This window comes from Streptomyces sp. NBC_01092 (assembly GCF_045039535.1).
Classification (GTDB): domain Bacteria; phylum Actinomycetota; class Actinomycetes; order Streptomycetales; family Streptomycetaceae; genus Streptomyces.
On sequence record NZ_CP108659.1, the window covers coordinates 60,575 to 73,938 of the forward strand.

General features: G+C 69.1%; 13 protein-coding genes. 10 read left to right on the forward strand and 3 right to left on the reverse strand.

The window, feature by feature from the left end; all coding sequences use genetic code 11:
• Positions 1-3 precede the first annotated feature (3 nt).
• Genes OG254_RS00350 through OG254_RS00370 form a run of 5 tightly spaced genes read left to right on the forward strand, consistent with a single transcriptional unit; the run spans position 4 to position 4,064 of the window.
• On the forward strand, positions 4-1,509 hold the full coding sequence (locus tag OG254_RS00350; RefSeq protein ID WP_405576229.1) for a CpaF family protein: 1,506 nt from the start codon (positions 4-6) through the stop codon (positions 1,507-1,509).
• Complete coding sequence (locus tag OG254_RS00355) at positions 1,506-2,447, forward strand: type II secretion system F family protein (RefSeq protein ID WP_405576231.1); 942 nt, start codon at positions 1,506-1,508, stop codon at positions 2,445-2,447. The genes OG254_RS00350 and OG254_RS00355 overlap by 4 nt, the downstream gene beginning before the upstream one ends.
• Positions 2,444-3,328 (forward strand): type II secretion system F family protein, encoded by an 885-nt coding sequence (locus tag OG254_RS00360; protein WP_405576233.1) that lies wholly within the window; start codon positions 2,444-2,446, stop codon positions 3,326-3,328. The genes OG254_RS00355 and OG254_RS00360 overlap by 4 nt, the downstream gene beginning before the upstream one ends.
• A 41-nt stretch (positions 3,329-3,369) precedes the next feature.
• Positions 3,370-3,585 carry a hypothetical protein gene (locus OG254_RS00365; protein ID WP_405576235.1) on the forward strand — a complete coding sequence of 72 codons (216 nt, stop codon included), beginning with the start codon at positions 3,370-3,372 and terminating at the stop codon, positions 3,583-3,585.
• On the forward strand, positions 3,585-4,064 hold the full coding sequence (locus OG254_RS00370) for a TadE/TadG family type IV pilus assembly protein (protein ID WP_405576237.1): 480 nt from the start codon (positions 3,585-3,587) through the stop codon (positions 4,062-4,064). The genes OG254_RS00365 and OG254_RS00370 overlap by 1 nt, the downstream gene beginning before the upstream one ends.
• 50 nt (positions 4,065-4,114) lie before the next feature.
• Here the strand turns inward: OG254_RS00370 and OG254_RS00375 are convergent, their stop codons facing one another.
• The 3 genes from OG254_RS00375 to OG254_RS00385 are packed head-to-tail and all read right to left on the reverse strand — an operon-like array spanning position 4,115 to position 7,210.
• Positions 4,115-5,815, reverse strand: coding sequence for a hypothetical protein (locus OG254_RS00375; protein WP_405576239.1), 1,701 nt, complete (start codon positions 5,813-5,815; stop codon positions 4,115-4,117).
• A complete protein-coding gene (locus OG254_RS00380; RefSeq protein ID WP_405576241.1) occupies positions 5,812-6,120 on the reverse strand; it encodes a helix-turn-helix domain-containing protein in 309 nt (102 codons plus the stop codon). Before OG254_RS00380 ends, OG254_RS00375 begins: the two co-directional genes overlap by 4 nt.
• A gap of 4 nt (positions 6,121-6,124) precedes the next feature.
• Positions 6,125-7,210, reverse strand: coding sequence for a tyrosine-type recombinase/integrase (locus OG254_RS00385; RefSeq protein ID WP_405576243.1), 1,086 nt, complete (start codon positions 7,208-7,210; stop codon positions 6,125-6,127).
• 224 nt (positions 7,211-7,434) lie between these two features.
• On the opposite strand from OG254_RS00385, the gene OG254_RS00390 reads away from it, so the two are divergent.
• The 5 genes from OG254_RS00390 to OG254_RS00410 all read left to right on the forward strand — a co-directional run bounded on the left by OG254_RS00390 (position 7,435) and on the right by OG254_RS00410 (position 13,262).
• Entirely contained in the window at positions 7,435-7,836 is a 402-nt protein-coding gene (locus OG254_RS00390) for a TadE/TadG family type IV pilus assembly protein (RefSeq protein ID WP_405576245.1), read from the forward strand.
• On the forward strand, positions 7,836-8,288 hold the full coding sequence (locus OG254_RS00395; RefSeq protein ID WP_405576247.1) for a pilus assembly protein TadG-related protein: 453 nt from the start codon (positions 7,836-7,838) through the stop codon (positions 8,286-8,288). The genes OG254_RS00390 and OG254_RS00395 overlap by 1 nt, the downstream gene beginning before the upstream one ends.
• Positions 8,288-11,725 (forward strand): hypothetical protein, encoded by a 3,438-nt coding sequence (locus OG254_RS00400; protein ID WP_405576249.1) that lies wholly within the window; start codon positions 8,288-8,290, stop codon positions 11,723-11,725. The genes OG254_RS00395 and OG254_RS00400 overlap by 1 nt, the downstream gene beginning before the upstream one ends.
• A 158-nt stretch (positions 11,726-11,883) precedes the next feature.
• Entirely contained in the window at positions 11,884-12,636 is a 753-nt protein-coding gene (locus OG254_RS00405; protein WP_405576251.1) for a TnsA-like heteromeric transposase endonuclease subunit, read from the forward strand.
• Positions 12,633-13,262: a hypothetical protein gene (locus OG254_RS00410; RefSeq protein ID WP_405576253.1), complete on the forward strand. Its 630-nt coding sequence runs from the start codon at positions 12,633-12,635 to the stop codon at positions 13,260-13,262. The genes OG254_RS00405 and OG254_RS00410 overlap by 4 nt, the downstream gene beginning before the upstream one ends.
• Positions 13,263-13,364 lie beyond the last annotated feature (102 nt).

A 13,364-nucleotide genomic window follows, 5' to 3' on the forward strand; every position in this document is an offset into this window, starting at 1 on the left:
GCCATGCGCGGTAGGCCTCTGCACTCCGATCCCACCGTGGCTCCGCCGCCCTCGGGCGGTCCGGTGTGGCCTCGCCAGGGTGATGCGCCCGTGGGTGCTGCCGCGAGCACACAGCATCTCGGTGCGGCAGTCCCCCAGGTCGCCGTCGACTACCAGGTGGCGCGGCACATCGCCGGTCAGGTCGCCCGGCAGCGGGAGGAGTTACTCAAGACCAGCCCGAACGTTGATCGGGCCACCGAAGAGCAGCAGTGCCTGAACTGGATCAACGAGGCGGTTGCGCTGTGGGCGGATGCCCACGCCACCGAGCGCGGGGTGGGGACCACCGCCCAGGAGGAACACGCGCTGCGGCGTTCCGTCTACGACCTGCTGTACCGGGCCGGCCGGTTGCAGCCGTACCTGGACGATGAACGGGTCGAGGACATCATCATCCAGGGCCCGCACGAGGTGTGGCTCGACTACGGGGACGGAGAGCGCCGCAGGGTCGGGCCGATCGCAGACTCGGAAGACGAACTACTGGAGCTGCTGCGCGAGCTGGCCCGGGACTCCGGGCACAGTGAGCGCACCATTTCCACTGCGAGCCCGACGCTGGCGCTGTCGCTGCAGGACGGCTCGCGTCTGCAGGCGATCACCGGTCTGGGCCCGATGACGTATGCGGTCATCCGCCGGCACCGCGTCTCGCATGCCGACCTGGACGACCTGGTGCGGCTGGGCACGATCGACCCAGTCCTGCGGCAGTTCCTCGGCGTGTGCGTCCGCGCCGAGAAGAACATCATGATCGCGGGGAAGCAGAAGGCGGGTAAGACGACGCTGCTGCGGGCGATGCTCAAGGAGTTCGACCCGGAGTGCCGGTTTGCCACCATTCAGACCGAGGACGAGCTGTTCGCTCACAGCAACGGCTACCACCGCCAGGTCGTCTCCCTGGTGGGGCGCGAGTCCAATGGTGAGAAGGACATCACCGGACGGGGCGCTGGCGAGATCACGCTGCTGGATCTGATGCATCCGGCGCTTCGGATGTCGCTGGAGCGGATCGTGGTCGGCGAGGTCCGCGGCCCTGAAGTCGTCGCCATGATGCAGGCGCTGACGAATGGATCCGGCGGCAACCTGTGCACGATTCACGCGCGTCGCCCGGACATCATTTTCGACCGGATCGCCGAACTGTATGCGCTCGCCCAGGAGAACTTGTCCGAGCAGCTGGCCTACCGGCAGACCGCCAACGGCTTGGACTTCATCGTGTACGTCGACATGACGGACGAGACACAGATCGGTGGCCGCCGCCACCGCTACGTCTCCCACGTCCTGGAGCTCACCGGGATCGGCGAGTCCGGCCGCCCCGCCACCAACGAAGTCTTCTCCCCCGGCACCGAGTTCGGCGAGCTCCGGGCAGTGCCGCGGATGGATCCCGGGTGCATCGACGATCTGCGCCGGGTGGGTTTCGACTCCTCGCTGCTGCAGCAGCCGTACGGAGCCTGGACGGCTCCGTTGCCCTTGAAAGTGGGGGTGAGCCGGTGACCTTGCTTCTGGGGTTGCTGTCCGGCATGGCCGTGGTCGGCGGACTGATCGGCGTCGTCGTCGGGCTGGCCGGGACCACGGCGCCCCGGCGGGCGCCGCTTCGACAGCGGTGGCGTTCAGGACGGGACCAGGCCGAGGACGTTCGGCTGCGCAGGCGCTCACTGGCGATTGCGGCGCTCGTGGTGTTTGTGACCGTGTGGCTGATCTCGGGGAACTTCGTGGCCGGCGCGCTGATCGGCGCAGCCGTGGTCGGTGTCCCTTGGCTGATCACACCGGCGCAGATCGCGCAGGAACGTATCGGCCAGCTGGAGGCTCTGAGTGAGTGGACTCAGCGTCTGGCCGGCCTCCTCCGATTGGGCATGGGCCTGGAACAGGCAATGATCACCAGCCGGAGGGGGGCTCCGGGATCCCTCGCTCCGCAGATCGTCGCCCTGTCCGACCGGCTGCGGTTGGGCTGGCAGCCCGAGGAGGCGTTGCAGGCCTTCGCCGACGAACTGGACGACGTCACCGCGGACAAAGTGACCGCAGCGCTGATCCTCTCCGTCAGTGACCGCGGCCCGGGCCTGGCCCAGGCGCTGGAAGACCTGGCAGGCACCGTGCGCGACGAAGTCGCCCGGAAACGTTCCATCGAGGCCGACCGGGCGAAGCCGCGCACCACAGTGCGGTGGATGACGTTCATCTCCCTGGGCGTGGTCGTCGCTGGGTTCTTCGTGACGTCCTACACCCGTCCGTACTCCACCCTGCTGGGCCAGTTGGTACTGGCCTTCCTCACGACCGGCTTCGTCGGCGTGCTGGCGATGATGCGGCAGCTGGGCACCTTCCGCCGCATCCCGCGGTTTTTGATCGCCGACCCGCGCAGCACGGTGCGCCTGCCAGTTCCGGCCGCGGAGCCTGTCGCGCCAAGGCGCGAGGCCGAGCTGAAAGGAGCGCGGCAGTGAACCTGCTTCCCATGGTGCTCACCGGTGGCACGGTGGGCGCCGGCGTCGCCTTGCTGGTGCGGGAGCTCCTGCGACCGCAGCCCGCGCTGGCGGCCGCCTTGGCGCGCAGCGCGCCCGGCAGCCTGTCCATGCCGGAGCGGGACCTGGACCGCGATGAGGTCTGGGGCCTGTGGCTGCTGGCCCGCCTCGAGCGTCTTCCCGGCGTGCGGATCCCGGTCATGAACCTGGCTCTGCTTGGGCGGGGGCGGGGGCAGTTCATGCTGAAGAAGGTCGCTCTCGCCGCTCTCGGCTTGCTCTGCCCGGTGCTGGTGACCATCCCCTGGATCATCGCGGGCGTCGGCCTGCCGTTCTACGTGCCAGCCGTGGTGGGGCTCGCGGTGGCGGGTCTGCTCTTTGTGACACCTGATCTCGCGGTGCGGGACCAGGCCAAGCGGGCGCGGGAGGAGTTCGCGCACGCTCTGTCCGCCTACCTGGACTTGGTCGCGTTGAAGCGGGCTGCGGACGCCGGGCCGACGGAGGCGCTGGAGAAAGCCGCCGCAGTCGGCCGGGGCTGGCCTTTCCTTTATCTGCAAGGTGCACTGCGGCGGGCCCGGCTGGAGAAGATCCCGCCCTACCAGGCATTGACCGACCTCGCCGATGAGTACGACCTGCCGGGCCTTAGCGACGTCGCCGACATCATGCAGGGCTCTGCCACCGACGGCGCCGCTGTCTACAAGGCTCTGCGGGCGCGGACCGCCGCACTCAACACGGAGCTGCTCGCAGCGCAGGCCGCAGAGGCGAACGCCGCCAGCGAGAAGATGACCGCCCCCGGTGCTCTCCTCGCGGTGCTGGTCATGTTGCTGATGGCGTTCCCTGCAGTGATCCGCATGCTCACCGTCTAAGACCATCCCAACTCGCTCAACGCTCCTGAGAGGTACAGAAGATGAAATACACCGCAGTCAGAATCCGACGTGCTGTGCTCGGGCTGACAACGCGTCTGGAAGAGGGGCTGGAGGAGGCCGCGCGTCGGCCGGACCGAGGCGATATCAGCATCACCACCGTCATTATCTGGGTCGCCGCCGTCACCGGCGCCCTGGTGGTCGCTGGCACGATCGCCGTGGTGATCGCCAAGTACAACACCAGCCTGTCCAACACCTGATGCTGGACAGTGACCGGCTCCGTGACTGGTGGCGGGGACGAAGATGGCGTGACGACCGCGGGGATGCCTCGATTCAGATGGCGATCGTCTTCCCGTTCGTGCTACTCGCCACGGTGGCCGTCGTCCAGGCCTCAATGTGGTACTACGCACGACAGATCGCCCTGACGGCTGCCCGGGAGGGCATAAGCGCGGCCCGCGCCTACGAGTCGAGCCCGGCCGAGGGTGCGGCCCAGGCGCGGGACGTGCTGGGCCGCACCGCGGGTGACAGCCTGCGCGGCTACAGCGTCTCCGCGGTCAGCGATGGGCAGCGTGTGCGGGTTGAGGTGTCCGGCACGGCCCTGTCGATGATCCCGGGCGTTGCAGGCCTGCAGATCACCCAGTCGGCATCCGGCCCGCGGGAGCGCTGGACCGTCGTCTCCGGTGAGTTCGTGAATTCTGAAGGGCCCATGGGCGGGAACCCAGGGGGTGATGGGCCTTGAGGCTGCTGTTGGCGGGGGCGGGTTGCCGAACCGAAGACACGGTACTGCTTTCAAGGGCTGTGCTGGCCGGTGGACCGGTCCGGCGTCCCGACGGTTGCGGTGTAGCGGAGGGCTGCTGGGACGGACAGTCCGAACAAGTCGCAGATGCGCCGCAGGTCGCCGCCGGTGGTCCGGACTTCATGGAGGATGCGGTCGGTGCGGATAACGCGTGCCGGGGTGCCGAGCACGAGCCCAAGCCAGCGGCCTCCGACGGGCTGGGTGCCCAGTGCGGTCCGGTAGTGGATGAACAGGTGGGGGTTGGCCGTGCCGGGCCATCTCTGGTGTCGGAAGTCGAGATAGGCGTTCAGTCGGAGGCGAGCGGGTTCGGCGAGCAGGATGACCTGGTCGCCCAGGTGCGGCCGTCCGTCGTGGACGTCGGTGAGCTTGAGGGCGCGGATCTGCCCCGCTCGCAGGGCATGGAAGGCCAAAAGGGCAGTGAGCGCGGCTCTGGTCGGGTCTGGCGACAGGAGTCCCTCGCGCAGCATGGCAAGGTCAGCGGGCAGCGGGGTGCGCTGCTCGGGGGCTCCTACGCGGATGTGCACCCTGGGGTCTCGGAAGATCACGCGGTGGGCTTTCAATGTTCGGAAGATCGCTCGGAGTCCGGCGATGGTGTGGTGGCGTTTGTTGCCGGCCTCGGGCAGCGAGGCCAGGACCTCGGCGCGGGTGATCTCGCGCAAGGACTGTGTTCCTTGAGCGGCCCAGGATCGCAGGACTGGGATGGAAAAGCGCAGGTCGATTCGGATGGTGTTCTGGGACCGGGCCGTACTGCGTGGGGCGCGCCCGTGGCCGTGCCAACGGATGTCGAACCAGAGTTGGAGTTCGTCGCGCATCGGGTCGGGCAGTCCCTCCACCTGCCGCCGGAACCAGCCCTCGATCGCAGGGGTGCGGTCGTCTTCGACCAGACGGCAGGTGTCGAGGAATTCGTGAAGCACGCGGGCCGGAAGATCCAGTGTGGGCAGCTGATAGATCAAACTCGCGAGGATGGGTGCACCGGAGGTGTCCTGCAGCGCCAGCAGAATCTGCAGGCCACGGCGGGCCTTCTTGCTGGTGCGCGCACTCCAGCCGTGGTGGGCGGCGTAGTCGGTGAGCTCAGCGGTGAGCCGTTCGGCAAGAACGGGGTCCGGCGGGGGAGGAAAGCCGTGCCGCTGACCGGCACGCAGATCGCGGGGCGGGGCGAACAGCGTCAGCTGGCGGTGGGTGAGCGGGTGGAGCGCCACGCCGACAGGGGTGTGCAAAGGCTCCGCGCGGCGCGACCGGCGGGCGTGGTGGAGGTTGGCGATGAACAGTTGCTGGCCGCCTCGGTTGGCTTCCGCGATGCTGGTGCGCTTGTGGACCCGGCGCGCCATCACAGCCTGTCGCCAGCACAGACGGCAGGCGCCCTCTTCGTTCAAGGGCATCTGCCGTGCGCAGCCGGTGCACCGGCCAGGAGGAAACCTGGTGCGCCAGGTGCGGCATCCCCAGCAGCGCCATCGGTGCTTGCGCACCACCCCCCAGGCGAAACAGTCACGGCAGGAGTCGGGCCGCTGCGGCGCCGCTGGATGGCAGACATCGCACATTCCTGCCGAGTAGTAGTGGCCAGTGACGCCGCAACGAATGCAAGGCGGCGGCGTGAAGGGGCCTCCGGGCAGGCAGGCGTAGCACACGTCGATCCGTGGGCTGCTGAAGGCAACCGGAACAGTCCGGCACATCGCACAAAGGCGGGGGGTCTTCATGCTGGTGGCACCGACCGATGGCGGCCGAACCGTGGGGTGATCACAGCCTCGGCGGAGTCGGTGGGGGCGGGCTTGCGGGCTGCTACCTTCTCCGGTTCGTGGATGAGGAGGTCAGCCGCGGTGCACTGGAGCACCGCGCAGATGACGTCCAGGTCGTCCAGTCGGATCGTTGTCGGGGTACCCGTCCACAGAGCCGACATTTTCCCGGCACTGATCTCCAGGCCCGCTTCGGCGAGCCGTCGGCGCATCTCGGTCGATTTCCAGATGCCGCCTTCGGCGGCCTTCATCCGCAGGTTCCAGCGCATCCTGTCAGCTCCCCTCGTCAAGGAGCCGGGAGGCCACACGTTCGTTGGCTGCTGCCCAGGCGTATTCGATGTGGTTGTCGTGGACGTGGATGTAGCTGGTGGTCGTGGAGAGCCACTCATGGCCCAGCAGTTCCTGCAACGCCTTGAGATCCATTCCCTGCGCGTACAAGTGCGAGGCGCAGTAGTGTCTCAACCGATGCGGGGTCAGCTGTCCTTGCCAAGTGGGCAGCCACGCGCCGACAGCCTGGGACAGGCCCGATCGCAGGGCATCCGGACCAGCGCGCAGGCAGCGGCGGGTATCGCGGTCGCGCCGTTCGCTGGGCAGCAGCGGGGCATCCGGATCGCACCAGTCATCGCCGAACTGGTGCCGGACGTCGGTCAGCCACCAATCCATGAGCGCGTCAACTGCGTTGATGGCCGGGACCAGCCGCGGCTTCGGCCCCCGGCCCCGGCTGCCCTTGCCGAAGCGCACGTGCAGCTTGCCCTGCTCGCCCAGATCGGGGCGCCAGTCACGGATGTCGAGCATCACCGTCTCGTTGATCCGCAAGCCCACCCGGCGCCACAGCGACGCTGCCAGATAGTCCCGCGCCGCCGGCAGGAACTTCCGTGTCTCCGGCAGGGCCAGACGCCAGGCGGTGAACAAACGCTCGGTCTCCTCCCGCGACGGAGGCACGCGCATGGCCCCGTAATCTGCGCTGGAGGGCCGGTTGAACTCGTCAATCGGCTGCACCAGCACGTGCCCGGTCATGGCATGGATCTCGCCCTGGTATCTCGCGGCCAAGAACGCGTAGAAGCGAGCCAGAGAACCGGCCTTATCCACCACTGTGCTCTTGGCCTGCCGTCGTTCCTTGCGCAGGTACAGCAGGAAGCGGTCCGCATCCTCCGGACCGGCCGTCCACAGCGGACGGCCGAGGATACGCAGGAACTCGAACACCGCCGCGCGTTCCGCCGCCACGTACCCGTCGCTGCTGCCCACCGCGGCCCCGGCAAGGCAGAACTGATCCACCAATTCCTGCTCGAAGTCCTCGAGTTCTTGCTCCGTCTTGGGGCCACGGACCGAACTGAGCGGACGCACCACAGCGAGACTCATGACCACCTCGGTTCACCCTCAGCGCCTCAACCCCCGGTATATCGACAGACCTTCAGGAATCTCGACGAATGACCGGAATCTTCAGGAGAACGAGCGAACTCGGAGCTACCTGGTACGTCGCCCTGCCAGGGGCTGTCCGCTCTTGCAGGACTCGCGGCACTTCCGACACCAGGGGGGTGAATCCGTTGAGCAGGGCTCGTTGGGCGCGCGGCGACGACGGCAGTGTGGCGATCGAGGCCGCCATCATCGTCCCGCCGTTGATCATGTTCCTGTGTATGGCGATCGCGGGGGGCCGGCTCGTCATGTCCGGCGCGAAGATCGATTCGGCGGCCGAGGACGCCGCACGTGAGGCGTCCATCCACCGCACGGTAGCCTCAGCCCAGGACGCCGCCCGCGCTGCAGCGACCGAGTCGCTGGACGATCAGGGCATCACGTGCGCGAGCGCCGACGTCACCATCAACACGAGCGGGCTGAACGTTGCGGTGGGCCAGGTGGGCACCGTGACCGTGACCGTGAACTGCACGGTCAACCTGTCGGACCTGCTGCTGCCGGGCGTCCCGGGAGCTCGCACGCTCACCTCGACAGCGACCTCGGTCGTGGATCAGTTCCGGCAGCGGGAGGGCTGATGATCATCTCTCATCGGCTGGGCGACCGCATGCGGTTCGACGACCGCGGCGGTGTCACGGTGTTCGTCGCGGTGTGCGTGGTCGCGCTGATCGGCATCATCGGCGTCGCGGTCGACGGCGGCAGCAAGATGCGCGCGGTGGAACGCGCCGACTTCGTCGCCGGGGAAGCCGCCCGGGCAGGCGGACAGGCCATCGATCCCGCCAAGGCGATCAGCGGTGAAGCCGTGGTCGTGAATCCGCAGGACGCGGCTGCCGCCGCGCGCTCCTACCTCAGCTCGGTCGGCGCCACGGGCACCGTCAGCGTCTCCGGGGACGGCAAGACGCTCACCGTGACCGTCAACGACGCCTACGACACCAAGTTCCTGTCCGTCGTCGGGATCGGCTCGCTCACGGTGACCGGCCACGGCGAGGCCACCCTCCTGTACGGCGTCACCGCTCCAGAAGGAAGCTGATGCGCACCACCCACTCCCCCGCCGCCACAGCCAGCCGCGCCCTCAGGGCCGGCTTGAGCCTGCTCGTCCTGGCCGGCGCGATCGCCGGGCTCCCGCTGCTGCTGGCGTGGGCCACCCCGGTCATCTGGGCATCCAGCCACGACGACCTCACGCACCTGCTGGACCGCCAGGACACCGGGGCTGCGTTCCTGCTGCTGCTCGCGGCGGTGGGCTGGATCGGGTGGGCACAGTTCACGTTCTGCGCCGTACGCGAACTGGTCGCACAGCTGCACGGCCGGGCCTGGCACGCCCCGCGCGGACTGGGCAGCTCACAGCGCGCCGCTGCGCTCCTGATCGGCAGCATCCTAATCATGCTGCCCACGAGTTCGGCCCTCGCCTCCGACGCCCAGGCAGCACCCGCCACCACCGCGGCCCGCCTGCCCGGCCCGGGCCACCCCCCGCAGACTGACGAGGCTGGCCAAGACGCGACGTCCGCCGCGAGCGCGACGCACCGTGCGTACACGGTGCGCGAGACGCGGCCGTCGGAGAGCCTGTGGGCCATCGCCGAGCGGCAGTTGGGGGACTGCGAGCGATGGCGGGAGATCGCCGCCCTCAATGAGGGCCGGACCATGGTCGACGGCCAGGTCTTCCGCGCGAACAGCCTTCTTCAGCCCGGCTGGCAGCTGCAGATGCCCGATACCGCCGATGCCGTGGTAGGCGCCCGTACGCAGCTGGGCGCCGGCGCCCCGGCCACCGACGAGAAGAGCGAGCACACCGTCACGGTCCACTCCGGCGACTACCTGTCAAAGATCGCCAAGGACGAGCTCGGCGACGGCGACGCGTGGCCGCAGCTGTTCGACGCCAGCCGGGGCAAGCCTCAGCCGGACGGCCTGCCCGCCATCTCCGACCCGGACGTCATCTACGCGGGGCAGCAGATCACTGTGCCCGGCGCCCAGCCCGGCCAGCCGCCCCACGACGAAGTCCAAGGTGATGAGTCGGGCAGCCAGGTGAGCCCTCCTCCGGCCACCCAGAACCCAGACGGCCAGCCGACAGGCGGGGGTGCTGGGGGCGGGCAGGCGCCCGACCCCAGAGACACCGCAGCGCCCGCACCCCAGTCGCCGGCCCCGAGCACGCCAGCGAGCCGCCCCGCCGAGCAGCACGGGCAGCACGGGCAGCACGGGCAGGAGCAGCCTTCACCGTCCGCATCGGCCTCCGCGACGCCCCGGCCGAGCACCAGTGCCCCACCCTCTGCCGCCTCGCCGTCGGAGCCGGCTGAATCGCCCGGCTCCGGTGCCGCCTCCCCGGCCACCACAGCGTCCGAGACGCCAGAGCCGGCTCGGTCCAGCCCGCTGAACCTGCGCACCGTTCTCGGCGCCGGCGCACTCCTGGCCGCCGCCGTCACCGGTGCCCTCGCGCTGCGCAGGACACTGCAACGCCGCCGCCGCAAACCCGGCGAGACAATCGCCATCGCGCCGGAGACATCCACGGCGGAGGCCCAGTTGGCGGCGGCCGCCGAGCCCGGCGGAGCCGCCCGCTTGGACATTGCGCTGCGGACACTCGCCCACCAGGCGAGCATCGGCGGTCTGCCGCCGCTGCGGGCCGCACGGATCGGGACCCGCACGATGGAGGTGCTGCCCGAGGATCTATCCCAGGAGCCGCAGGCGCCGTTCGTTTCCGGAACGGAGGGCTGGTGGGTCCTGCCCTCTGATGCCGTGCTCTTGGACGAGGCGTCCGCCCACGAGGTGCCGGCACCGTATCCAGGCCTGGTCACGATCGGCAGCACCGAGGCTGGTGACCTTCTGCTGCTCAACCTCGCACAGGTACCCGCGCTGCTGCTGGACGGCAACCCGGTGCACATCACCGAGGTGTGCACCTCACTCGCCCTGGAACTCGGAATGAGCCCGTGGGCGAACGAGGTCGAGATCGTCGCGATCGGATTCGGTGCGGACCTGCCGCAGCTGCTGCCCACCGCGCGGATCGCCCACATGCGGCAGGCCACGCACGCACTGCGCGATCTGTCCGAGCGGCTGCTGGAAACGCACCAAATGCCCGAGACCCAGCATCAGCCGTACCTGCTACTGTGCGCGGCCTCGCTGGACGCCGACACGGCCTGGCAGTTCGCGGATGTCATCAGCAGCTCCGGCACGGTGCCCGTCACTCTGGTCGCCCCGGCGAGCTCCGCGGCTGCACGCTTCCCCGAGGCGGAACTCCTCAACGCCTCCGTCAGCGAGCCGCAGCACCTCGACCACGCCGGCATCGACATCACCGTGCAGCGCCTGGAGCACGCCGCCTACATGCAGATCACCACCGCACTGAAGGTGTCCGGGCAGCCACCCCACCCGGCCGAGGGCCCCTGGCAGGACGTCCCGGCCGAGCCCGACACGACGCCGCAGCCGCAATCGCCCGCATCGGAGGACCCCATCGCGCCGACGCCCCCGTCGGCGAGCCCCTCGTTGGCAGCGGCACCGGACGTGAGTAGCGAGGTGTTCCCGGCTCTGGTCGCCGCCACCACGGATCCGTCCAGCCTTCGTTTCCTGACCAGCGCCACCGTGCCGGCGCAGGGCCACGACGAGCCCGGCCCAGACATCGAAGCAGCAATCTCGGCGGCCCCGGAGCTCACGGCCAGGGAAGAGGCCGCGGAGGCGGACGACAGCAGGGGTTCCGTCGAGGACGATGAGGTGCCGCAGGCGGAGGAGCCCGAGGCACATGCCCTGCACGCGCCGGAGATCCGGGTCCTGGGTCCGGTCGAGGTGACCGGCGTGGACAGCACCGGCCACGGCCCGCGGATGGCACAGCTCGCCGCGCTGCTGCTGTTCCGGCCCGGACGGAGCGCAGACGTGTTGTGCTCCGATATGGATCCCGTCAATCCCTGGTCGGCGAGCACCCTCAATGCCCGGGTAGGGGGCCTGCGCCGCTCCCTGGGCAACGACCCCACCGGCAGCCCTTACGTGCCTCGCCGCAGCTCCGGCGACGACCCCTACCGGCTCTCCCCCACAGTGCGCTGCGACTGGACCCGCTTCCTGCAACTCGTCGAAGGTGCCTTACCGCTGGGCCCCACCGGCCTACCCGACCTGGAAAAAGCGCTCGGACTCGTACACGGCCGGCCGTTCGGCGGCAGACCCCTGCCCTGGGCCGAACCCCACCACCAGGAAATGACCACACGCATCATCGACGTCGCACACACCGTCGCCACCCACCGGACCGCCACAGGCCGCCACCACGACCTCAGTGCCGCCCGCCAGGCCGTCGTGACCGGCCTTGAAGTCGATGACACGGCGGAGCTGTTGTACCGGGACTGGCTCCGGATCGAGCATTCGGCCGGGAACCGGCAGGGACTGCATACCGCCATCACGCGCGTGCAGCAGGTCAACCACGCGCTGGACTGCTCCCTGGAAACAGAAACCTTCCAACTCATCAACGAACTCCTCAACACCCCCGCACCAGAAGCACGTGTGTAGGGTCCGGAAAAGCGTGAGCAATTCCAGGTGACCATGAGCACCGTCCGAGCAATTCCAGGCGATCATGAGCACTGACTACGGTCAGGCAGTTGCCGCTCATCGGGCTCTTGTGATCTTTCGCAGCGGTTGCGCATCAGTGCTCTGTACCGTCCGGTGTCATGGCCGAACGCAGCATGAGCGGGGTCGGTGATGTGGGTGCGGTGCCCTCTGCGTCGATCCGGTACGTCGACGGTTCGGTGCGCACGGTGCCGCTCTCCAGATTGCGGCTGGCTGACTTCGCGGAGTCGGTGCCGTGGCGGCAGTTCCGCTCGGTGCGCGGCCAGCGGCACTACTCCGGCACGTACATGTCGGCCACGGCGGGCGGGCCGGTCGTGCATGAGAGCCGACTGGAGCTGGCCCGTTTGTTGTCGGCCGACTTCGATCCTGTGGTGCGGGAAATCTATGGCCAGCCGTGCTGTCTGGTGGCCCAGATCGGCGGCCGCGTGCGTCGGTATGTTCCGGACTTCTTGCTGGTGACGCGGTCGGGGACGGCGCGGGTGGTGAACGTCAAGCCGGCGGACCGGCTGGCCGATCCGAAGGTCGCGGAGGTGTTGGCCTGGCCGGGTGGGCTGGTCGAGCGTCGTGGCTGGGAGTACGAGGTCTGGTCGGGCGCGGATCCAGTAGTGCTGGCGAACGTGCGGTTCTTGGCGGCCTATCGGCGGCCTGGCGTGGTGGCGGAGCGCGATGTCCACGCTGCTTGGCGGAGCGTGCGGGATGGGGATGAGCTTGCGGTGGCCGAGCGACGGCTGGCGGGCGGACGCCCGGCCCATGAGGTGCGTCCTGCCCTGAAGGCGCTGTTGTGGTCCGGGCGGCTGGTCACCGACCTGTCCCGTCCGATCTCAGGCGATTCGGTGCTGCGGAGGTGCACATGAGCGCGTGGACGGCGACGTTGCGGCCGGGTCTGCCGCTAAGTTTCGACGGTGAGCGGTTCACTGTCGCCGAGGTCGCAGGGCGCCGGGTGTTGCTGCAGCGGGCCTCGGACGGAAGGGCCCCGGTTTGGCGGCAAGTCGATGTCTCGGTGCTGTTGTCTCATCCCTCGACGCAGATCCTGATGGAGGTCCCCGCGGAGGAGCCGGCGGCCGCCGCGCGGCTGGGTTGGCTGAGCGATGAAAAGGACGATGAGCTGACGGTCCGGGTCCGCCATGTCCAGGAGGTCCTCACGGGCTACCACCTCGGATCGTCGGAGTTGGCGCTGGAGGGTGAGCCGCGGCCGGACTACGCTCCGGGAGTTCCGATGCAGCACCGGTACACGGCCAAGGCGGCAGAACTCGGGGTGGGTGAAAATACGGTCCGCCGCTGGGTGGCGGCGGTGCAGAAAGTCCGGGCCGGCCGGTCTGGTGAGCGAGCGCCCAGTGCGCAATGTGTTGGACCGGGCGGATCCACGCTGGGTGGAGATGGCCCGCTCGGTGCTGGCAGGGCATGTGAAATCCAGCCGACCGGTGCGCAAGCTGGTCCTGCTGGAGATCGAGGAGCGGCTGGCCAAGGAGCATGGCCGTGACGCGGCGCCGATCCCGGCGAAGACGACTGGATCCCAGCTGCTGCGCGAGCTGGATCGCCCACCAGTTGTCCACCGCATTGAGCGAGACCCGGAAGACCGCCG

What these genes read in the sequence shown, in the direction of transcription:
- OG254_RS00350 (WP_405576229.1), top strand. Translation starts at nt 4, where the DNA reads ATGCGCGGTAGGCCTCTGCACTCCGATCCCACCGTGGCTCCGCCGCCC.
- OG254_RS00365 (WP_405576235.1), top strand. Translation starts at nt 3,370, where the DNA reads ATGAAATACACCGCAGTCAGAATCCGACGTGCTGTGCTCGGGCTGACA.
- OG254_RS00370 (WP_405576237.1), top strand. Translation starts at nt 3,585, where the DNA reads ATGCTGGACAGTGACCGGCTCCGTGACTGGTGGCGGGGACGAAGATGG.
- OG254_RS00375 (WP_405576239.1), bottom strand. Translation starts at nt 5,815, where the DNA reads ATGAAGACCCCCCGCCTTTGTGCGATGTGCCGGACTGTTCCGGTTGCC.
- OG254_RS00380 (WP_405576241.1), bottom strand. Translation starts at nt 6,120, where the DNA reads ATGCGCTGGAACCTGCGGATGAAGGCCGCCGAAGGCGGCATCTGGAAA.
- OG254_RS00385 (WP_405576243.1), bottom strand. Translation starts at nt 7,210, where the DNA reads ATGAGTCTCGCTGTGGTGCGTCCGCTCAGTTCGGTCCGTGGCCCCAAG.
- OG254_RS00395 (WP_405576247.1), top strand. Translation starts at nt 7,836, where the DNA reads ATGATCATCTCTCATCGGCTGGGCGACCGCATGCGGTTCGACGACCGC.
- OG254_RS00400 (WP_405576249.1), top strand. Translation starts at nt 8,288, where the DNA reads ATGCGCACCACCCACTCCCCCGCCGCCACAGCCAGCCGCGCCCTCAGG.
- OG254_RS00405 (WP_405576251.1), top strand. Translation starts at nt 11,884, where the DNA reads ATGGCCGAACGCAGCATGAGCGGGGTCGGTGATGTGGGTGCGGTGCCC.
- OG254_RS00410 (WP_405576253.1), top strand. Translation starts at nt 12,633, where the DNA reads ATGAGCGCGTGGACGGCGACGTTGCGGCCGGGTCTGCCGCTAAGTTTC.